This is a genomic window from Xanthomonas sp. BRIP62418 (assembly GCF_003993495.1).
Lineage (GTDB): Bacteria > Pseudomonadota > Gammaproteobacteria > Xanthomonadales > Xanthomonadaceae > Xanthomonas > Xanthomonas euroxanthea.
The window spans coordinates 1-18,523 of sequence record NZ_QEZG01000030.1 but is presented as its reverse complement, the minus strand read 5'-3'; the positions used below and the strand labels follow the sequence as shown (position 1 = coordinate 18,523).

Annotated in this window: 19 protein-coding genes and 1 tRNA gene; 11 read left to right on the top strand and 9 right to left on the bottom strand. The window is 61.7% G+C overall.

Annotation, left to right across the window (positions count from 1 at the left end):
• Window positions 1-9: 9 nt before the first annotated feature.
• From EO174_RS07010 to EO174_RS07000, 3 genes are read right to left on the bottom strand one after another with little or no spacing between them, the layout of a single operon-like run.
• Window positions 10-786, bottom strand: a complete 777-nt coding sequence (locus EO174_RS07010; RefSeq protein ID WP_004574804.1) for an SDR family oxidoreductase — start codon at window positions 784-786, stop codon at window positions 10-12.
• A 59-nt stretch (window positions 787-845) separates the two neighbouring features.
• A complete protein-coding gene (locus EO174_RS07005; protein WP_004574803.1) occupies window positions 846-1,430 on the bottom strand; it encodes a TetR/AcrR family transcriptional regulator in 585 nt (194 codons plus the stop codon).
• The gene (locus tag EO174_RS07000) at window positions 1,427-2,107 is read right to left on the bottom strand and encodes a cupin domain-containing protein (protein WP_004574802.1); all 681 of its coding nucleotides are present in this window, start codon (window positions 2,105-2,107) and stop codon (window positions 1,427-1,429) included. Before EO174_RS07000 ends, EO174_RS07005 begins: the two co-directional genes overlap by 4 nt.
• A gap of 452 nt (window positions 2,108-2,559) precedes the next feature.
• Between EO174_RS07000 and EO174_RS06995 the strand changes: the two genes are divergently transcribed.
• Window positions 2,560-2,922: a type II toxin-antitoxin system RelE/ParE family toxin gene (locus tag EO174_RS06995; protein ID WP_046932225.1), complete on the top strand. Its 363-nt coding sequence runs from the start codon at window positions 2,560-2,562 to the stop codon at window positions 2,920-2,922.
• Window positions 2,923-2,946: 24 nt separating this feature from the next.
• Here EO174_RS06995 and EO174_RS06990 read toward each other — a convergent pair whose 3' ends face one another.
• Complete coding sequence (locus EO174_RS06990; protein WP_039420075.1) at window positions 2,947-3,279, bottom strand: helix-turn-helix transcriptional regulator; 333 nt, start codon at window positions 3,277-3,279, stop codon at window positions 2,947-2,949.
• A 461-nt stretch (window positions 3,280-3,740) separates the two neighbouring features.
• On the opposite strand from EO174_RS06990, the gene EO174_RS06985 reads away from it, so the two are divergent.
• From EO174_RS06985 to EO174_RS06940, 9 genes are all read left to right on the top strand, one after another.
• Window positions 3,741-4,196, top strand: coding sequence for a hypothetical protein (locus EO174_RS06985; RefSeq protein WP_126941339.1), 456 nt, complete (start codon window positions 3,741-3,743; stop codon window positions 4,194-4,196).
• Entirely contained in the window at window positions 4,193-5,071 is an 879-nt protein-coding gene (locus EO174_RS06980; RefSeq protein WP_126941337.1) for a hypothetical protein, read from the top strand. Before EO174_RS06985 ends, EO174_RS06980 begins: the two co-directional genes overlap by 4 nt.
• Window positions 5,072-5,563: 492 nt before the next feature.
• Window positions 5,564-6,025: a hypothetical protein gene (locus tag EO174_RS06975; RefSeq protein ID WP_039420081.1), complete on the top strand. Its 462-nt coding sequence runs from the start codon at window positions 5,564-5,566 to the stop codon at window positions 6,023-6,025.
• A gap of 395 nt (window positions 6,026-6,420) precedes the next feature.
• Complete coding sequence (locus EO174_RS06965; RefSeq protein WP_005995748.1) at window positions 6,421-6,972, top strand: 3'-5' exoribonuclease; 552 nt, start codon at window positions 6,421-6,423, stop codon at window positions 6,970-6,972.
• A gap of 92 nt (window positions 6,973-7,064) precedes the next feature.
• Window positions 7,065-7,167 (top strand) — tRNA-Ile (locus EO174_RS06960).
• Between the two features lie 605 nt (window positions 7,168-7,772).
• Complete coding sequence (locus tag EO174_RS06955) at window positions 7,773-8,168, top strand: hypothetical protein (protein ID WP_039420083.1); 396 nt, start codon at window positions 7,773-7,775, stop codon at window positions 8,166-8,168.
• A 19-nt stretch (window positions 8,169-8,187) separates the two neighbouring features.
• Window positions 8,188-9,546, top strand: coding sequence for a TolC family protein (locus EO174_RS06950; protein WP_237393538.1), 1,359 nt, complete (start codon window positions 8,188-8,190; stop codon window positions 9,544-9,546).
• Window positions 9,543-11,057, top strand: coding sequence for an efflux RND transporter periplasmic adaptor subunit (locus EO174_RS23135; protein WP_005995742.1), 1,515 nt, complete (start codon window positions 9,543-9,545; stop codon window positions 11,055-11,057). The genes EO174_RS06950 and EO174_RS23135 overlap by 4 nt, the downstream gene beginning before the upstream one ends.
• Window positions 11,054-14,194 carry a CusA/CzcA family heavy metal efflux RND transporter gene (locus EO174_RS06940; protein WP_005995740.1) on the top strand — a complete coding sequence of 1,047 codons (3,141 nt, stop codon included), beginning with the start codon at window positions 11,054-11,056 and terminating at the stop codon, window positions 14,192-14,194. The genes EO174_RS23135 and EO174_RS06940 overlap by 4 nt, the downstream gene beginning before the upstream one ends.
• A 104-nt stretch (window positions 14,195-14,298) precedes the next feature.
• Here EO174_RS06940 and EO174_RS06935 read toward each other — a convergent pair whose 3' ends face one another.
• A complete protein-coding gene (locus EO174_RS06935; RefSeq protein WP_005995738.1) occupies window positions 14,299-15,129 on the bottom strand; it encodes a DUF4198 domain-containing protein in 831 nt (276 codons plus the stop codon).
• 26 nt (window positions 15,130-15,155) lie between these two features.
• Window positions 15,156-15,443, bottom strand: coding sequence for a TonB-dependent receptor (locus EO174_RS06930; protein WP_005413409.1), 288 nt, complete (start codon window positions 15,441-15,443; stop codon window positions 15,156-15,158).
• Window positions 15,444-15,531: 88 nt separating this feature from the next.
• Between EO174_RS06930 and EO174_RS06925 the strand changes: the two genes are divergently transcribed.
• Window positions 15,532-15,720, top strand: coding sequence for an arginase family protein (locus EO174_RS06925; protein ID WP_187756563.1), 189 nt, complete (start codon window positions 15,532-15,534; stop codon window positions 15,718-15,720).
• Window positions 15,721-15,749: 29 nt separating this feature from the next.
• Here the strand turns inward: EO174_RS06925 and EO174_RS06920 are convergent, their stop codons facing one another.
• The 3 genes from EO174_RS06920 to EO174_RS06910 all read right to left on the bottom strand — a co-directional run.
• The gene (locus EO174_RS06920) at window positions 15,750-16,301 is read right to left on the bottom strand and encodes a DUF305 domain-containing protein (RefSeq protein ID WP_005995733.1); all 552 of its coding nucleotides are present in this window, start codon (window positions 16,299-16,301) and stop codon (window positions 15,750-15,752) included.
• A 74-nt stretch (window positions 16,302-16,375) separates the two neighbouring features.
• Window positions 16,376-16,651: a hypothetical protein gene (locus EO174_RS06915; RefSeq protein WP_005413412.1), complete on the bottom strand. Its 276-nt coding sequence runs from the start codon at window positions 16,649-16,651 to the stop codon at window positions 16,376-16,378.
• A gap of 28 nt (window positions 16,652-16,679) precedes the next feature.
• Window positions 16,680-18,523: copper-translocating P-type ATPase (locus tag EO174_RS06910; RefSeq protein WP_234830961.1), on the bottom strand; the 1,844-nt coding region annotated here is incomplete at its 5' end.

Genomic DNA, 18,523 nt, shown 5'->3' with positions numbered 1-18,523 from the left:
GTTCCCCCATTATGTGTTACGCCCGGCCATCACGCCGCCGTCAACGTCCCAGATTGCGCCCGTCACCCATGCTGCCTTGTCCGACAACAGGAAGAGGATGACCTCGGCGACGTCTTGTGGCGTCCCAACCCTGCCGATTGGGTGGAAGCTGTTGAATCCCTGTAAGGCGCCATGAACCTCGGCCTTGGGTATGAATCCCTCGTAAATCGGCGTTTCGACAACCGCCGGAGAAACGGCATTGACCCTGATTTGTTTGGATGCCAGCTCCATCGCAAGGTGCTGGGTCAGCGAATGCAAACCTGCTTTTGCCATCGAATACGCGGACGACGGCGTAGCCGCAATCGCCTGCTTGCCCCACATCGAGCCGATGTTCACAATGGCGCCGGGACGCTCGCTGGCCACGAGATTGGCCACGACTTTTTGTGTGATGAAGAAGAACGCTTTATTCAACGTCAAATATTGTTCGTAATCACTTTCCGTGTGCTCAAGAAACGCCTTCGGGAAGAACACCCCAGCCGCGTTGACCAGAAGATTGATGTCCTTGTGGTGTTCATCGATGGTATGCAGGAGTCGCTTCACATCTTCGGCTCGCGAGAGATCGGCAGTCAGGGCGGTCACGGTGCCCAACGACGACAGCGCCTTGCGGGCCTCTTCGGCCTTGTCTTCACGGTGACCGACGATGACGACGCTTCCGCCTTGCTCAAGAACCATGCGGGCAGTTTGCAGTCCCATCCCGCTAGTGCCGCCGATGACCAACAACTTCTTGCCATTAAATTCAGTACTCATATTAATCTCCTTAACTACCAACTAAATGGTAGGGTTGTGTTGCAAAAAAAGTGCCGACCTCAGGTCAACACGGTGGAAAGAAAAGTGTTTCCAACTTCGGCCGGTCCGCGTGACGACCGCATGCCACGGCCCACCATCATCGAGCCTTCCAACGCGCACAAGAATGCCTCTGCGAGAGCCTCTGGGGTGGAATTCGAGGTGATCAGCGCGGCACGCTGACCATCGGCAACGACAAGAGTCAACCAGTCGAGATTGACTTTAAAGAATCGCTCGACCTCGCTCACAACGGCGTCCGGCAGCGAGTCCGACTCGGCACCCAACATGCCGCAGACACAAAGGCGCCGGTCCTTGGCGAAGGTGCGTTCGAAAAGTGCCGCATACGCAGTTAGCCTGTCAGGCGCTTTCGCATGCTGCCCTTCGATGCTCAGCAACTCCTCACGAAACCGGTGCGTATAGCGCTGTGCGACCACGGCCACGAGTTCACCCTTCTTGGGAAAGTGGTGGTGGATACTTGGTTTTTTGATGCCTACCAACTGGGCCACGTCGTCGTATGAGAAGCCGTTGTAGCCGTGCTGCTGTACCAACCCTTCAGCGGCATCGACCACCCGCTCGGCGGTCGGCGAGATTTCGGAGAAATGCTTCATGCAAGCGCCTCATTTGATTCGGCGACTGGCAGGTGGCCTGTCTTGACCAGGATGGTGCAGCCTGTATTGCTGAAGGGACGGTGAGCACTCAAATGCGGACTGCGCATCCATGTGCCGGTAGGGTAGCTTCCGAACTCATCCTCAAAGACGCCTTCCAACACATAGATTTCTTCACCGCCGTAGTGACGATGCGAATTGAATCGTGTCCCCGGGGCCCAGCGCACCAAAGCCGTATGTTGTGTGTCGAACTCAGAAAGTGGCATCACCGACAGACCCGGCACGAGGCCTGGAAACCAGGGGCCGTTACGGGTGTCGACCACGGTGCGTTGGCTGTCGGCTAGATCAAGATGGCGCAGCTTGACGAACAACGTGCAACCCGTCGCGGAGCTCGGTGCATGCGAAGAACCTGGTGGATTCTTGATGTAAGTCCCAGGCCCGAAGGTCCCGGATTCGTCGCTGAATTCGCCGTCCAGGACCAGAATCTCCTCGCCCAAGTCGTGCTTATGATTTTCAAAAGCGGAGCCCGGCGCGTATCGCACGATCGAGGTGGCACGCGCCACTTCGTCGCCATCACGCTCCAGTAACTGGCGTTGAATCCCGGTCGCTGGCGAATCGACCCACTGTAAGCTTGAAGGCTCGACGACAACACGCTGCGAAAGATCTGAATTGAGTTTCATGGCTTTATTTCATCTACCGACTACTTGGTAGGTAAGTTATAAGATCCCGATTTGTTTGTCAAATAGCTTTCGCCATTTTCTTTCATCCATTGAAAAAACAATGAATTGGTTACAAGAACTCGCGAAGCTTAGCGTACGATTTTTTCCGAATTCTCTATCGTCCCCATATACGACAAGGAAGGCTTCAGGTGCACTGCGAAGGTGCCTATCAAGCCGTGTGGGGGCTACGCGAGCCGCGCCAGGCTATGGATGCTCGAACCCCCCGCCACGCTACTAGCGGGGCGCACAGGCGCGCACAGGAGCTACTAGCGCTATTTGGCATTGACATACAAATGCCAGTATATAAAAATGACGAGGTAGCCAAGCACCCGCTTGGTTACCAATTTCAACCCAAGGGATAACCCACATGACAGTCCGAAGGTCACTAACTAACAATCGCAAAGAGCATATCCATGTCCGAGAACGACAGCAGTAAAAAACCAGCCGTCAAGGGGCGGCAGCTCGTCTGGAGCAAGGCAGTACATCGGGAATTGCAAGATCTGCCCGCATCCAAGCGGAACGAGTTCCTCGTGAACTTGCAGATGGTGTGCCAAGGATTGCCCCCGGCAATGAAACACGAAAAACTGCACGCAGCAGGCAAGGGCGTCATCGAGCTCAAGATCAATGGAAGCCCCGCCTACCGCTGCATGTACGTAGAACGTAAGAACGGCAGTGTGGTGGTGTTGCATGCCACGTCCAAGACCGGCCAGGGTCCGGACAGGCAGTTGATCGCAACGACAGCGGAACGGCTGAAGCAACTGGGGCCAGACCAGTAGCCAGCGGAGAAGGAGGCGATGCTGTTACAGCATCGCCTTTTTCAATTTCATTTCCAGGCGCGGCTGTGCCTTGTCGTCGCCCGAGAAATCGAACAGGTAGTCGAACGCATAGCCAGCACGGAACATCATTTCCATCAACGCATCGATGGAGAAGCGATCGAGCTTGCCGCGCATCAAGTCACTGACGCGTGGCTGGGTGACCTTCAAATGTGCCGAGGTGGTGGCCTGTGTCCAGCCTTTGGCACGGATGAGCTGGATCAAGGTGATCCCGAGCTTGGCTTTCAAGTCTTGCTTGTTGAACTCGGCCGGATCGTCCGAGAAGAGCGCGTAAGGATTCTGAGTAGTCTGAGTGTTCATAGTCTGTACCTCACCAGGAGCGTCTGGAGCCATGGGCGCAGTGCGGCCAGGGCAAGCGAGGATTTGAGGTGTCTGCATCAGCTTCGCATGGCGAAAGTGGATGGGGAATTCAAGGTGTCAAAAAGCGATAGGCGGAATTATAGATGTACTTGTATGAACTTATCAACGCCCGTTTAGTGAACGGGTTCGACAAAGCGAAACCAACACCCAGGCGCGAAAGTCTTGCGCCGCAATGCTTTCCGGCAATGTGCCCCAGTGCACTGACCGAAACGGCGTAGGAATTTCGGAACACGCCGGTAGGGGAATGCTCTACCGCACTGCTACGCAAAAGCACTCTCGCCTGCCAAACGCGCTACTGCGTGGAATCTCGCGTTATGTGCGCATCCGGCCTCGCCGCGATAGTGCTTGCACGGCAGGGTCAAATGATTGAGCATCAAACATCGAAGTTTGATAGGTCGATCATGACATCACCCATTTCCATCACCACCCTGTCCGCCCTTGCCAGTGCCGGGGTGCTGCGCACCGTGCAGCTGGTCGGCCAGGTCGGCGGCTATACGGTCATGGTGCGCGTGGGCCAGGTCGAGAAGCAACTGACCGGCCAGCGTGGCGAACCGCGCGTGTTTGCCTCGCTCGACACCGCCGCCGCCCAGCTGCTGGCGCTGGGCGTGACGGTGTTTGAAGTGCTGCCGGCCAACTACGTGCGCGCGCCCAAGGCCTACCGGCGCGGCCGCCCGGCCGCGCTCAAGGCGTTGGCCAAGCTCCAGCGCCAGGCCAAACCCGCCAAGCCGGCCAAGAAACCGGCCGGCGCAGCGATGGCCACCGTCGCCAAGATCCTGCCCAGCGATCGGGCGCAGCTGAAGCTGCCCGGCCTGCCGCGCTCCCGCAAGCCCGCCCGCACCGCGGGGGCCGGCGCATGAGCGACCGCGACACGCTTGACCAGGTGATCGCCGAGCGCGATTTTCTCGCCGGCCTGGTGGCGCAGCATGAAGCGCACCTGCGCACCTTCAGCGCGGATCTGCAACACGTGCTGATGGCCCAGCTCGGGGGCCAGGCGCAGGGAGTCGAATACGTAGAGGCATGGCAGCGCCTGCACGCGTTGATCGCGCCAGTGGCCACCGGCTACGCGTCCACATCGGCAGAGCTAGATCAAGCCCAAGCCGATCACGCAGCACGCCTCAATGCCCTGGTGGCGCGCCACGATGAGAGCGCCGCAACCGACGCCATCGTGCAAACCGACTCGCAGGAGATCTACGAGTTGCGTGTCGGGCTAGTGCATGCCAACGCGGCAATGTTCACCGGCCACCGCTTTGTGCACGCGCGGCTCTCCCAGATCCTAAGTTCGTATCGCGAATTGGTCCTGCGGCACATGCCGCAGTTCACTCCGGACGAGTGGGCCGCGCTGGCCGAAATGCTCAACGACGAGTGCAACGAGGCGCACTACGACTACCTGCAACGCCTGGATGAGGATGAGCAGGTATCTGATCACTTGCCGCATGGCCCGTTCACGACGGACGTGGATCGACTGGCAACCGTTGCTGCCGACCGCGCCGCCCAACGGACAGCGCAACAGCAACAGAAAAACGCCGATCATTTCGGCATCTTCGCACCCACCGTGGATTTGCTCGATCTTGCAGCCAGGCTGTCAGCTCTGACCGATGTGCAGCGCCTAGCGACCTTCGAGAAGCTGATGCCGCTGCTTTACCCCGAACGCTGCGACCTGGTGGCCTACGACGAAGCACACAGTGCAGTGATGGATGCTGCGATTACCGAGCTGTTGAACACCCCACGTTAAACCCAGAAACTTCCCACGTCATACTGCCATGACGCTTAATGTACTGCCGCCCTGCCTGCCGCGCACCCGAAAGACCGCCCGCACCGCTGGTGCCGGCGTACAACCGCCACCACACTACAAAGGACGCACCCGCTATGTCGCAGGACCCCTACGCAATCACCTTCAACGATGGGCCTAGGCTGCTATTTGTCTATGCACAACCGTATAAACCGAACACGAGGCCTGTCTCCCTTGCCGAGGGTGGTGATTGGATATGGCTTCGCGTCGACACCATCACACAGATCATGTCGCCACTCGTGGAGCAAGACCACAACGGTAAAACGATTAGCTGCGCGGTCGTCGTTCTCGCTGACGGTCTTCAATACCATGTTGCTCAAACACCGCTCAGCGAGAGCGATGTGCCTAAAGCCCAATCTCACCTCATAGATCGGGTCGGGAGCGCCCTTGGTCACTTCGGGCCACGCCGCTAACCCACTCGATGGAGCAATCAACATGGCAGTTAGAGCTAGTGCATTCGTGCTTCAACGGGACATCGATGTCCCCCGAGGGTCGATCTACTGCATTGAAGAGCAGTGGTTCCTGCGCGCGTTAGTGCATGAAGACCACGGCGGCGACAGCTTGCAGGTCGGAATTAGGCTAAATAATGCCGAGCTATACGTCGTGCATCGTCCGACGAGCGCAATTACCCTCGCCCCCGGTCTTGCGCTGCAACTCCGCGTCATTGGCGAAGTGAGTGGCCCCGGCGTGCCGCCGAAGACTTCACTTGTGTGGACATCCGATGGCGGCCACGCAATTTCCATGGGCAACTTTTTCGTCAACTTCGATGGAAACGAAACGGCCGAAGTCAATAAATCGGCAGCCTACTTTGCAACGCATTGGGGCGTCTGGGTGATCGATGACGACGGCAAGCCGGTCAGTCCAGACCCGTTGGCTATCATCGGCGTCACGGAGTAACAAACACCGCGCCGGTTGCAGCCCTACGTTGTAATGCTGCAATCGGCCTGGGCAAGGATTTGCCGTTTTTTAGTGCCCGCTTGATGATTTTCTGCCAGTACTGTTCAAGCTCACCAACGTCGATGTCTTCGCGGGGTGTAGCGATGCAGTTGCGACCGCCGCAGCATGTGCAGAATGGATCGGTCCCCTTGCATGCTGGGCAAGGCGAGAATTGCCAGAATCCCCGAGGCATGTAAACGCCAGCAAAGCAGTAATAGCAGACGATACCGAGGGTTGGCAGGGAATCGTTACGAACACGGCCAGATCTTCGCTAACCGATTGATGGATCGGTGAATTCTACCCTCGGCGCACTTCCAGGCTCGGCCCTCCCCAGGAGGCCGTGGCACCATTCAACTATGGCCACCACGTACTACTTCTTGGACACCGAGTGGGCCGATGTAACCGGCAGCGAGCTGGTGAGCCTGGCGCTGGTGAACGAGGATGGAGACCGCCTTTTCTACGCTGAGCGAGCCAGCCTGCCCGATGCTCCCACCGACTTCGTTCGTCAGAGCGTCTACCCGCTGCTCGACCGCGGCGACGCAGCCCTGCCGGATGCCGTCCTGACTACCGAGCTGCGCGCCTTCCTCAGCGAGACCGACGCGCTGGCGGTGATGGCGGATTTCCCGAACGATCTCCAGCTGCTGCGGTATGCACTGGATGGTTTTGAGCTACCCGATGACCAGGTTGCCGCATGCGGACCCCGGCCGGCCCCGGTCATGACATGCATGTCGAAGGAAGGCCTTCCTGGGCTGCTGGTCGAGGACTGGTTCGCAGCCCATCCGGAACATAGGGCCAGGCGCCACCATGCGTTGGTGGACGCGCAGGCCTTGCGGATGGCCTGGCTGGTGGCGACCGGCCGGATCTCTGCTCCGGCGTGGGCCCACTCCTACCGCCGCGCCCGGGGATAGCGGCATAGCGTCCATCCCCGGTATGCTTGCCCCATGAACCGCCTGAGCCAGCTCGACCCTCGAATACCGGCGTGATCGCATCGATCGATCACGCCCCTGTTGCTCATGTTGGTCAGAGGGCCGGCCTTATACCCCGGTGAGAGCACGCGCCAGATAAGCGCGTACACGTCGGTTCGATTCCGACCAGGGGCACCACCGTCAACGACGGAAAAATGCTTCTACTTGAGGGTCGGCAGGGATTCGTGAGAAAAACAGCCGAATCGGCTCTATCGCCATGATTCAACGAGGAAACACCCCTCGACGTCAACAGTTCGTGGATTACAGAGCTAGGCTTGATCGAACCAGAAGTCGCGTGACAGAGGCATTGCGGAAGTACTGCTCAGGCACGCGTGCCCTTCTTGAATATTGGATTCAAGAGTTTCCACGCTCCTGACCCAACGGAAAGCCTCAACAAGAAGGCTCCGACAGTCGCCTGACCCATTGCAGTAGTTCCTAGTGCGGGATCGTCCGTCCAGCGTCGACGTCGGCCAAACCCTCGCGGGTCTGCCGATCCTTCTCCTCCTCGGTCAATTCCGGTATGTGATCGCCGCCGTGCTCCCTTCTGAGGCCGACACGCCAGCCGCCCCGGCCGCATCCCCCTGCTGCGGCGGATGCCACCGCTGAGTCCGCGCGATGGCTTGATCGTGATCAATGCCAGTCGGCCCCAAGAGGGCTAGACTGGCAATCATGAGAGCTCGCACGTCCCCTGCCCTGATCTGCCCAGCGTCCGCAGGCGCTGCTTCGGGCGTGCGGGAGCTGTCATGGTGAAGCTGCTGAGGCGATGGCGGCGACCCCGTCCTCGTGCCCGACTGGCATGGCTGGGACTGTGGGCGCTGCTGCTGCAACAACTGGCGCTGGTGGCCTACGCCTGTCCGCTGGAATCGGTGGATGCTGGACAAGCGACCCTGATGGTCGGTTGCGAAGAGATGTCCGCGCCGGATCCCGATGCTCCGGCGTTGTGCGACCAGCATTGCCAGCGCGATCACATCGCCACGGCCGATGCGAAGGCCCCTCAAGTGCCTTACCAGCCCGCGCTGGCCGCCTTCGCGCTCGTGCAGGCTCTGTTGCCACCGGTACACGCACAGTTCTATCGGGATGTTCCGGTGTGCGTGTCCGATCCGCCCCCCCTGCAGCGCTTCTGTAGCCTGCTGATTTAAGCCCCTCCTGGATTGACCCGTGCTCGTGCTGCTTGTGTTGCAGCACGCTCGTTGTCGTTTGTCCGGAGGTCTTATGGAGATGTCCTTCTTTCTGCGTGCAAGACGCAGGATGGCGTGCGGGGTGTTGTTTGCCCTGGCGCTCAGTGGTCCTGTGGTGGCGGCACCGCCCGCTATCCCGATCAGCTATCCCGAAGCACTACAACAAGCGCTTGCTAACGCCCCTACCCTGCAGGTGCGCCGATCCCAGATCGATGCAAGTACCGAAGAAGCCGCGCGTGCCGGCGCGTTGCCCGATCCACGTCTGATCGTGGGGCTGGCGAACTGGCCCGTCAGCGGACCCGATGCCTTCAGTCTGCGGGCAGACGAGATGACCACCCAGCAAGTCGGGCTGATGCAGGAGTTTCCTGCCCGTGCGAAACGACGTGCCGAGCAAGCGCTGGCTCAAGCGACGCTGGCACAAGCGCGCTCACTGTCGATGGTCGAACAGCAGATGGTGGTCCAAGCGGCCGCGCAGGCCTGGATCGAGCTGTGGAGTACGCAGCAAGCCGTAGATGCGTTGGAAGGTTTGCGCGAGCCGGCGCGCATAGCCGAGCGTGCGGCGCGTGCTCGCTTGGCAGGTGGCACGGCCGGGGCCAGTGACGTGCTTGCCGCCCAGGCCGTCCTACTGCAGTTGGACAATCGCCTGGAGCAGGTACATGCGGAGCACGCCGCGGCGCAGGCCGGCCTGGCGCGGTGGTTGGGTATTGCACCAGAGGCGATCTTGGCCAGTGGTACGGCGCCGGATTTTTCGCAGTTGCCATTGGAGCCCACCCAACTGCTGGCCAACCTGGACCAGCACACACCACTACTGGGCTGGGAGGCACGCCAGAGCTTAGCCCAGGCCCAGGTGGATGCGGCCGTGGCCGAAACCCGCCCGGATTGGAGTGTGGAGCTCACCTACGGACGTCGCGAGCGCGCACTCGACGGCATGGCGCGCAGCGACATGCTCATGGTGGAAGTGGGCGTGGGCCTGCCGCTGTTCCAGAAGAACCGCCAAGCACGAGGCATCGTGGCACGACGGGCTGAGCTGGAGGCGGTGTCCGCAGAGCGCGATGAGGCCCGGCGCATCCAAGCCGAGTCGGTGCAACGCGCGATGGCGCGATGGCGCGGGTTAACCGGCCAGTTGGAGCGTCAGAACACGCAGAGCCTGCCTTTGGCGCGCGATCGCGCACGCACGGCGTTGGCCGCCTACGGCGCCGGTGCCGACCTGCAGCCGTGGCTGGAAGCGCGGCGCGATGAGATCGAATTGCAACTGGAGAACGCCCGTCTGCTGGGCGAACAGGGCCGTGCCTGGGCGGCACTGGCCTATCTGCTGCCCCATGAGGAGAACACGCCATGACCCCGACCAAGACGCGTCTCACACAGCTCGCCGTGGCCCTCGGGTTGCTGGCGCTCGGCTTTGCCAGCGGCTACGCCTGGATGACTCGAACCTCTGATTCCACCCCGCCCACCGGCACGAGCGGCGCAGGTCAAGCGCGCAAGGTGTTGTACTGGTACGACCCCATGGCGCCGGAGCAGCGATTCGACAAGCCGGGCAAATCTCCGTTCATGGATATGAAGTTGCTGCCCAAATACGCAGATGAGGCCATGGGCGGCGGAACGCAGATCGATCCGCGCCTGCAGCAGAACGTGGGCATACGCACTCAGGAAGTGACGGTAGAGTCACTAGGGACTGCTGTACGCGTGCCGGGCACACTGACGTGGGATCTGACCCAGGAAACCGTGGTCAGTGCGCGCACGGAAGGCTTGATCACCCACGTGCAGGTAAAGGCGCCGTTTACCGAGGTTCGTCGTGGTCAAGCGCTGGCCACCGTGCAGGCCCCGGCATGGAACGCGGCCATCGCCGAAGCACATACCCTGAGCCAAGCTCAGTCCGCGAGCGCGCGTGAGCTACAGGGTGCCGCGCAACAACGGTTGCGTTCGTTGGGTGTTCCTTCTGGCGCCTCGGCCAGAAGTGGCGTCGTGCTTGGCGCAGACCACAGTGGTGTCGTGACCGAGATCCTGGCACGCGAGGGGCAGACGGTGATACCCGGTACGCCACTGTTCAAGATCAATGGGCTGGACACGCTGTGGCTGGAGGCCTCGGTGCCCCAGGCAGCGCTGGGCACCTTGCGGCTGGGGACCTCAGTGCAGGCCACGGTCAATGCATGGCCGGCAGAGCGCTTTGGCGGACAGATCCAGGCGTTGCTTCCCCAGGTCGACATGGCTAGTCGCACGCAGCGGGCGCGAATTGTGCTGCGCAACCCGCAGCGTCGGCTGGTGCCGGGCATGTTCGCCGAGGTTCTGGTGCAGCCCGATGCCGAGCAGGCCTTGCCAGTCGTTCCCACGGAGGCGCTGATTGCCACCGGGCGGGACAGCCGGGTCATCGTGCAGGATCCGGACGGGAGCTTCCGGCCAGTGCGGGTGAGTGCCGGACGTAGCGTGCAAGGGCGCACGCAGATCGTGGCAGGCTTGGCCGGTGGTGAACGCGTGGTGGTCTCGGGTCAGTTCCTGCTCGACTCTGAAGCCAATCTCTCCGGTGCGTTGGAGCGCCTGGGCGCTGCACAACCTACAAGCCCTGCCAGCGCATCAGGTGTACACGAGCGCCATGACGCCGGGCACGACGCACGCACTGTCGTGCCGTCACCGTCCAGACAGCCTGCGCCTGTCGCGCCAGAGACCTCCACCTCCACGCCGCCACGCTGCCCGGTGCAGTACTGGTATGACCCGATGGTGCCGGAGAAGCATTTCGACAAGCCGGGCAAGTCACCGTTCATGGATATGCAGTTGGTACCCAAGTTCGGCTCCGCCGCAGCCGCTGATTGCCAGGCAAGCGCCGTCATGTCCGAAGCGATGGAGGGCACGCCATGATCGCGCGCCTGATCCATGCTTGCATCGCCAATCGCGTGCTGGTGCTGGTTGCCGCCGCGCTGCTGGCGGTGGTCGGCATCTGGTCGATAAAGAACACGCCGCTGGATGCGCTGCCGGACCTGTCGGATACCCAAGTCATCATCCGCACGCAATGGGCTGGGCAAACCCCGCGTATCATCGAAGACCAAGTCACCTACCCGTTGGCCACCACGATGTTGTCCGTGCCGGGCGTGAAAGCGGTACGCGGCTTCTCCTTCTTCGGTGATTCGTTCGTCTACATCCTGTTTGACGATGCCACTGATCTGTACTGGGCTCGCTCTCGAGTGCTCGAGTACTTGAGCCAGGTGCGCGATCGACTTCCGCCGAATGTGAATCCGGCGCTGGGTCCTGATGCGACAGGGCTGGGCTGGATCTACCAGTACGCCTTGGTGGATCGGACCGGTCAACGTGATGTGGGGCAGCTGCGTGCGTTGCAGGACTGGTTTCTTCGTTATGAGCTAAAAACCGTGCCGGACGTGGCTGAAGTAGCCAGTGTGGGCGGTGCGGTGCGCGCCTGGCAGATCCAGCCGGATCCGCAGGCGTTGGCGGCCCGTGGACTGACGGTGGCCGAGCTCATCGAGGCGGTGGATGCGGCCAACGGCGCTACCGGGGGCTCCGTGATCGAACAAGGCGAAGCCGAACTGATGGTGCGTAGCGAAGGCTACCTGCGCACACAGGAGGCGTTCGAACAGGTGCCGGTAACCGGCAACGACGGCATCCCCGTCTTGCTCGGCGAGGTGGCCACGATCAGTCGCGGGCCGGTCTTCCGTCGTGGTATCGCAGAGTTGGATGGTCAAGGTGAGGTGGCCGGCGGCGTGATCGTCCTGCGGACCGGCAAGGATGCCTTGGGGGCCATTCGGAACGTCAAAGCGCGACTGCAGGCGTTGCAATCCAGCTTGCCCGAAGGCGTGGAAGTGGTGGCGGTGTACGACCGCTCCGAGCTAATCCAGGATGCGGTACGCAACCTCACCCATAAGCTTGGTGAAGAGTTCCTGGTCGTAGCGCTGGTATGCCTGCTGTTCCTGTGGCACCTACGCTCGGCGTTGGTGGCCGTCATCACCCTACCCTTGGGTATCCTAGCGGCCTTCATCGTGATGCACGCCCAGGGGATCTCCGCCAACTTGCTGTCGTTAGGAGGCATCGCCATCGCCATTGGTGCGATGGTCGATGCAGCGGTGGTGATGATCGAAAATGCACACAAGCATCTGGAGCACTGGCGGGAGGAGCACGGTCGGGAACCCCAGGGTGAGGAGCGCTGGCAGTTGATGGCCCGCTCGGCGGCCGAGGTCGGACCGGCCCTGTTCGCGAGCTTGCTGGTCATCACCCTATCCTTCATGCCGGTTTTTGCCCTGCAGGCGCAGGAAGGGCGTTTATTCTCGCCCTTGGCCTACACCAAGACCTACGCGATGGCCGCCGCAGCAGGGTTGTCGGTGACCTTGATCCCCGTGCTGATGGGCTACCTGATCCGCGGCCACATCCGGCCGGAACAACAGAACCCCATAAATCGCATCCTGATCGCCGGATACCGGCCCATTCTGTTGTGGGTCCTCAAACATCCCGGTGTCACCTTGCTGCTCAGTGGCCTGCTGCTGGTGCTCACCTTGATCCCCTTTAGCCGGTTGGGCAGTGAATTCATGCCACCCTTGGAAGAAGGCAGCCTGCTGTACATGCCCACTGCGTTGCCAGGCCTGTCAGCCGACAAGGCGCGCCAGTTGCTTCAGCTCTCAGGACGGATGATCAAAACCGTACCGGAGGTCGAGCACGTGTTCGGCAAGGCCGGCCGTGCCGAAAGTGCGACCGATCCGGCACCTATGGAAATGTTTGAGACCACCGTGACCTTCAAGCCGCGGGATCAATGGCGCCCGGGCATGACCCTTCAGAAGCTACGCCAAGAGTTGGACGCCGCGGTCAAGATTCCCGGTCTAACCAATCTATGGGTACCGCCCATTCGCAATCGCATCGATATGTTGGCCACCGGCATCAAAAGCCCGATTGGGATCAAGGTCTCCGGACCAGATGTGGAGCAGATCGAGCGCCTGAGCCAGCAGATCGAGCAGGTGGCCAAGACTGTGCCCGGCGTGAGTTCGGCACTGGCCGAACGCGTCACCGGCGGGCGCTATGTCGATGTACAGGTGCGCCCGGAAATCGCTGCGCGTTATGGATTCACTCAAGGCCAACTCCAGCAACTGATTGCCACGGTCGTTGGCGGCGATCCAATCGGGGAAACGATCGAGGGGCGCGAGCGCTATCCCATCGTCTTGCGCTACCCCCGTGGCCAGCGCGACTCATTGCAGGCCTTGCAGGATCTGCCGCTGATCGCGCCAGGCGGTGTGCAACTGACCTTGAGCCAGGTGGCGGAGCTGTCAATCAGCCCAGGCCCGCCGATGCTCAAGAGCGATAACGGCCGGTTGGTGGGCTACATCTACGTCGATGTGGCCGATCGCGACTTAGGACCGGTGGTCCAGGACCTGCAAGCCGCGATGCAGACCCAGGTGAGTTTGCCTGCCGGCTATGGTCTGGCCTGGTCGGGGCAGTACGAGTATCTGCAACGGGCATTGGCACGCCTGCAATGGGTGGTGCCCGCGGCGTTGGCGATCATCTTCCTGGTCATCTGGATGGTGTTTCGCCGGCTCAGCGATGTATCCATCATCCTGCTCAGCTTGCCCTTGGCGTTGGTGGGCGGTTTCTGGTTGATCTGGGGGCTGGGCCATGCGATTTCGGTAGCCAGCATGATCGGATTCATCGCCCTGGGTGGCGTTGCGGCTGAGTTCGGCGTCATCATGTTGCTGTACCTGCGTCATGCTTGGGAGCAGCGCTTGGCCAGCGGTGCGCCGGAAGATGTGTCTACCCTGCAAGAGGCTATCTACGAAGGTGCCGTGCAGCGGGTGCGCCCGAAGGCGATGACGGTAGCCGTCATCCTGGCCGGGTTGTTTCCGCTGTTCGTTGGTGCCGGTGCCGGCTCGGAGGTCATGCAACGTATCGCCGCGCCGATGCTGGGTGGCATGCTCACCGCACCGGTGCTCTCTATGGTGGTGATTCCCGCAGCGTTCTATCTGGTGCGGCGACGTGGATTGCGCGCGGCGCGGGGCGACCAATGAGAGACAGACTGAGCACCTGAGGTCCGTCCCCACAAAAAGACGCGAGTCATGGAAGAAGTCATGACTGGCGTCAAAGGGGAGAGTACTGCCTACGTGCCTACTTGTCAGTGCCCGGCGTGCGGGGAAATCTCAAAGCTCAGCGACGCCCGATCCGACACAAAATCCAAAGCCTTTTGTGTAGAGGGCACCATGTGATTGGTGTGGATGTACCAGGTCTTGGCGGTGGTCACCTGGAAACTGGCTTGGCCTTGGGCATCGGTGCGCAGGAGCGTAGCGCTACCGTGCCCGCCCTTGACCGGTGCATCAGCACGATGACCGACGTACACGCGTAGGTTGGGCACTGGCGTGCCCTGCTGCAGCACTTGGAACGACAGCTGTTCGCCGACCTTCACGCTTCCAGGATTGCGGGTCAAGCGGATCTCCAACGGATAGCCCAGCGAGGCAGCGAAGTCGTCGGTCAGTTTCGTGCCCACCTGTCCAATGGCACGGGCATGCTTGGTATAGCTATAGGTGACGCCTTTGGGGAACTTGCTTGCGTCATAGGTGGCCAGCGTATCGGGCAAGTCTTCCAGCTCCAGGTACTTGCCGAACTCGCTGGCCGTACGTGTGCTGGTGGAAGCCATCGTCGAGACACCCAGCAGATAGGTGCCCTCGCCCGCCGGATGGACGGTGAGCTGGCTTTGCTTGCCGATCTCTTTCCAACTGGCCAGGTCCGGGGCGGCCTTGGCACCGTCCTGGCTCAGCGAAACGTCCTGTAGACGCGCTCGGGTGACTGCGCCAGCACTTTCATCGAAGGTGCCGTTGTTCACCAAGGCGGTGTTCGCCTCGCCCGCTGCGGTGCCAGGCTTGGAGAAAGCGACAAACAGGTCGTGCGCACCGGCACTGCCGGCCACAGCGAACAGCAGTAGTGTGGCGGATAGTTGCGTGTTTCTCATGATGTGTAGCTCCTCGTGATCGTGGCTTACCAGTGGTAACCAAAGCGGACATTCCAGCGACGACCCAGCAAGTCGTACGTCATGGTGTCGGTGTCGGTGTTGGGGTTGTTCTTCACGAACGGCGCCTTCTTATCGAGCACTTTTTCAACGCCGGCGGAGATATCCCATTTCTTCTTGATGCCGTAGCTCAGTTGCAGGCTGTGGTACACCACGCTGGACACATGCGAGCCGATCGTGTCGGGCACGGCGATGATGTCGTCCGCGCTGCCGATGTACTGCGCCGAATAGACGCCGGTCCAACGGTTCTTGCCCATACGCAGTGAGCCCAAGCCACGCCACTGGGTGTAGCTACCCAAGCCGCTGGTGATCTTGCCGGCGTACTCAATGGTGGTGGCCCCGGGCGTGAGCGCCCCCAACCCACGCGGGGTGAGTCTGGAGGTCCTGGAAGCCCTGCTGGATCTGGTCATGGCCTCGGGCAAGGTACGTGTGGTCGACGTGGCGGAACTGTGTCCGCCCCTGGATCCGGATCAAGCCACCGCACGTGTGGCCGCGCGTTTGATCCACCGAATGGTCAGTGCGCAGGCTCAGTGAAGTGATATCGGCTGGCAAAAGGCAGTGAGCTAACGGGAACGCTCAGCCAGCAACTGCTTCATTTGCGCGATCTCCTGTGTCTGCGAGGTAATAATGTCCTGGCAGAGCTTCACCAACTCAGGATCCTTCAGACGATTCTCCTCACACATCAGGATGGCGCCAGCGTGGTGGGGAATCATCGAACGGATGAACTGCTTGTCAGTGACCGCTGCTTGAGTGCGAATGCCCCACCAGCAGAACAGCATGAACGCCACCGTCAGACCAGCCAGAATCAGATTGCGTCGGCGATCGGGGTACATGCTGGACATTAGCCACAGCTCGATCAGCAGCATGGGAGCGGCCATCAGGCCCGCCATGTAGAACTGGTTGACGTTGTTATAGACGTTAGCCCACTGATCGACCATTGCGTACATCAATGCGTACATGGCCACGAAAGACAGGCCCATCATCAACAACAGGCGGCCGTAATGGCCTTGATGCCCTTGTTGTGCCTGGTGGGCAGGTTGGTGTGAGGCGTGCGGTTTTGCGTGCTGGGACTGCGGGTCTTGCGCGTTTTCGTGCGTACCGTGCGAAGAGGACATAACAATCTCCGTGGGAATGGCAGAACGGCGGAAGAACCCGGGAACTGTTGGAACAGCTCCCGGGCTGAGAACACTTACATACCCTTGCCGGCAGCGAATTCCTGCGGGCTCAGCTTGCCGTCTTTGTTGCTATCGAGCATGCCAAAGTGCGGCGCCAGCTTGTGCTTGGCCAGTTCTTCCTTGGACAGCGAGCCGTCCTTGTTGGCATCGAGCTTGGTGAAATCGGCATCGGCCGCCGCCGGCTTGTGCTGACCGTGGTCGGTGGTGGGCGTGGTGGTCTGGCCGCCGGCGAAGGCCGCGCCCGCCATCAGGAACAAGGCCATCATCGAGAGGGAGGCATAACGCTTCATTGCAGTACTCCTTGTGGGATATGAGCCATCAGTGACAGGAATGGCCGCGCGCAGGCTCATCGGCGCGGTCAGGGTGGGGGGTGGCAACAACGGTGGAGCCGGACAAACGCAGGGCATTGGTGACCACCGAAACCGAGCTCACGCTCATGGCGAGCGCCGCGACCATCGGACTCAGTAGGATCCCGAACGCGGGGTAGAGCACCCCGGCCGCGAGCGGAACCCCGAGCGCGTTGTAGACGAACGCGAAGGTGAGGTTCTGCTTCATGTTGGCCACGGTGGCCTGAGAGATCTTCCGGGCGCGCAGGATGCCGCGCAGGTCGCCCTTGACCAGGGTGATCTGCGCGCTCGACATCGCGACGTCGGTGCCAGTACCCATGGCAATGCCGACGTCGGCGGCGGCCAGCGCCGGCGCGTCGTTGATGCCGTCGCCCGCCATCGCCACCCGCCGGCCTTCGCGCTTGAGGCGCTGCACCAGTTCGGCCTTGTCCTCGGGGCGGACCTCGCCATGCACTTCGTCCAGGCCCAACTCTGTGGCCACAGCCCGTGCGGTGGTGAGCCCGTCGCCGGTGGCCATGATGATGCGCAGCCCGGCGGCGTGCAGCTCATTGATGGCGGCCGCGGCCGACGCCTTGATCGGGTCTGCGACCGCGATCAGACCCGCCAGGCGACCGTCCACGGCGAGGAACATGGCGCTCGCACCCTCGCGGCGCAGACGCTCGGCGACGTCGACATGCGCACCGGGATCGGCGCCCAGATCATCCATGAGGGCGGTATTGCCCAGCGCAAGCGCGCGACCGGCGACGGTTCCGCGCACACCCATGCCGGTCACCGAGTCGAAGTCCTCCACGCGGTCGAACTCGAAGTTCCGGCGTCGGGCCTCGGCCACGATGGCATCGGCCAGCGGATGCTCGCTGCCCTGGTCCAGGCTGGCCGCCAGGTGCAGCACCTGGTCGGCGTCGAAGCCCTCGAAGGCCACGACTTCCTTGAACGCGGGGCGTCCTTCGGTGAGGGTGCCGGTCTTGTCGACGATGAGGGTATCGATGCGGCGCATGTGCTCGATGGCCTCGGCATCGCGGAACAACACGCCCACCTGTGCCGCCTTGCCGGTGGCGACCATGATCGACATCGGCGTGGCCAGACCCAGCGCGCAGGGGCAGGCGATGATCAACACCGAAACCGCGTTCAGGATGGCAAAGGTCCAGGCCGGCTCCGGGCCGAAGAAGCCCCAGATGAAGAAGGTGGCCACCGCGATCGCCAGGACCGCGAGCACGAACCAGTAGGCGACGGTATCGGCCATCCGCTGCATCGGCGCGCGAGCGCGCTGCGCCTGCGCGACCAGCTGCACGATCTGCGACAGCACAGTGTCGGAACCCACCTTGGCGGCGCGGATCACCAGCGCGCCGGTGCCGTTCTGGGTCGCGCCGATGACCTGATCGCCAGTGGTTTTCTCGACCGGGATCGGCTCGCCGGTGAGCATCGACTCGTCGACCCTGGAGCGGCCTTCCACCACTTCGCCATCCACCGGCAACTTTTCGCCGGGTCGCACGCGCAGGTGGTCGCCGACATGCACGTGGGTTAGCGGGATGTCTTCCTCGGTGCCGTCGGCATTGACCCGCCGGGCTTCCTTGGGCGCCAGACCAAGCAGGCCCTTGATTGCCGCGGACGTTTTCGAACGCGCCCGTAGCTCCAGCATCTGGCCGAGCAGCGTCAGCGACACGATCACCGCCGCCGCCTCGTAATACACGCCGACGCGCCCATGTTCGGTAAACGACGGTGGGAACAAGCCGGGTGCCAGCGTGGCGACCAGGCTGTAGCCAAAGGCGGCCGCAACGCCAATCCCGATGAGGGTGAACATGTTCGGGCTGCGGTTGC

Excerpts from the sequence above, each read along its gene's own strand:
- EO174_RS07010 (WP_004574804.1), bottom strand. The coding sequence starts at position 786 with ATGAGTACTGAATTTAATGGCAAGAAGTTGTTGGTCATCGGCGGCACT.
- EO174_RS07005 (WP_004574803.1), bottom strand. The coding sequence starts at position 1,430 with ATGAAGCATTTCTCCGAAATCTCGCCGACCGCCGAGCGGGTGGTCGAT.
- EO174_RS07000 (WP_004574802.1), bottom strand. The coding sequence starts at position 2,107 with ATGAAACTCAATTCAGATCTTTCGCAGCGTGTTGTCGTCGAGCCTTCA.
- EO174_RS06995 (WP_046932225.1), top strand. The coding sequence starts at position 2,560 with ATGTCCGAGAACGACAGCAGTAAAAAACCAGCCGTCAAGGGGCGGCAG.
- EO174_RS06990 (WP_039420075.1), bottom strand. The coding sequence starts at position 3,279 with ATGAACACTCAGACTACTCAGAATCCTTACGCGCTCTTCTCGGACGAT.
- EO174_RS06985 (WP_126941339.1), top strand. The coding sequence starts at position 3,741 with ATGACATCACCCATTTCCATCACCACCCTGTCCGCCCTTGCCAGTGCC.
- EO174_RS06980 (WP_126941337.1), top strand. The coding sequence starts at position 4,193 with ATGAGCGACCGCGACACGCTTGACCAGGTGATCGCCGAGCGCGATTTT.
- EO174_RS06975 (WP_039420081.1), top strand. The coding sequence starts at position 5,564 with ATGGCAGTTAGAGCTAGTGCATTCGTGCTTCAACGGGACATCGATGTC.
- EO174_RS06965 (WP_005995748.1), top strand. The coding sequence starts at position 6,421 with ATGGCCACCACGTACTACTTCTTGGACACCGAGTGGGCCGATGTAACC.
- EO174_RS06955 (WP_039420083.1), top strand. The coding sequence starts at position 7,773 with ATGGTGAAGCTGCTGAGGCGATGGCGGCGACCCCGTCCTCGTGCCCGA.
- EO174_RS23135 (WP_005995742.1), top strand. The coding sequence starts at position 9,543 with ATGACCCCGACCAAGACGCGTCTCACACAGCTCGCCGTGGCCCTCGGG.
- EO174_RS06940 (WP_005995740.1), top strand. The coding sequence starts at position 11,054 with ATGATCGCGCGCCTGATCCATGCTTGCATCGCCAATCGCGTGCTGGTG.
- EO174_RS06935 (WP_005995738.1), bottom strand. The coding sequence starts at position 15,129 with ATGAGAAACACGCAACTATCCGCCACACTACTGCTGTTCGCTGTGGCC.
- EO174_RS06930 (WP_005413409.1), bottom strand. The coding sequence starts at position 15,443 with ATGGGCAAGAACCGTTGGACCGGCGTCTATTCGGCGCAGTACATCGGC.
- EO174_RS06920 (WP_005995733.1), bottom strand. The coding sequence starts at position 16,301 with ATGTCCTCTTCGCACGGTACGCACGAAAACGCGCAAGACCCGCAGTCC.
- EO174_RS06915 (WP_005413412.1), bottom strand. The coding sequence starts at position 16,651 with ATGAAGCGTTATGCCTCCCTCTCGATGATGGCCTTGTTCCTGATGGCG.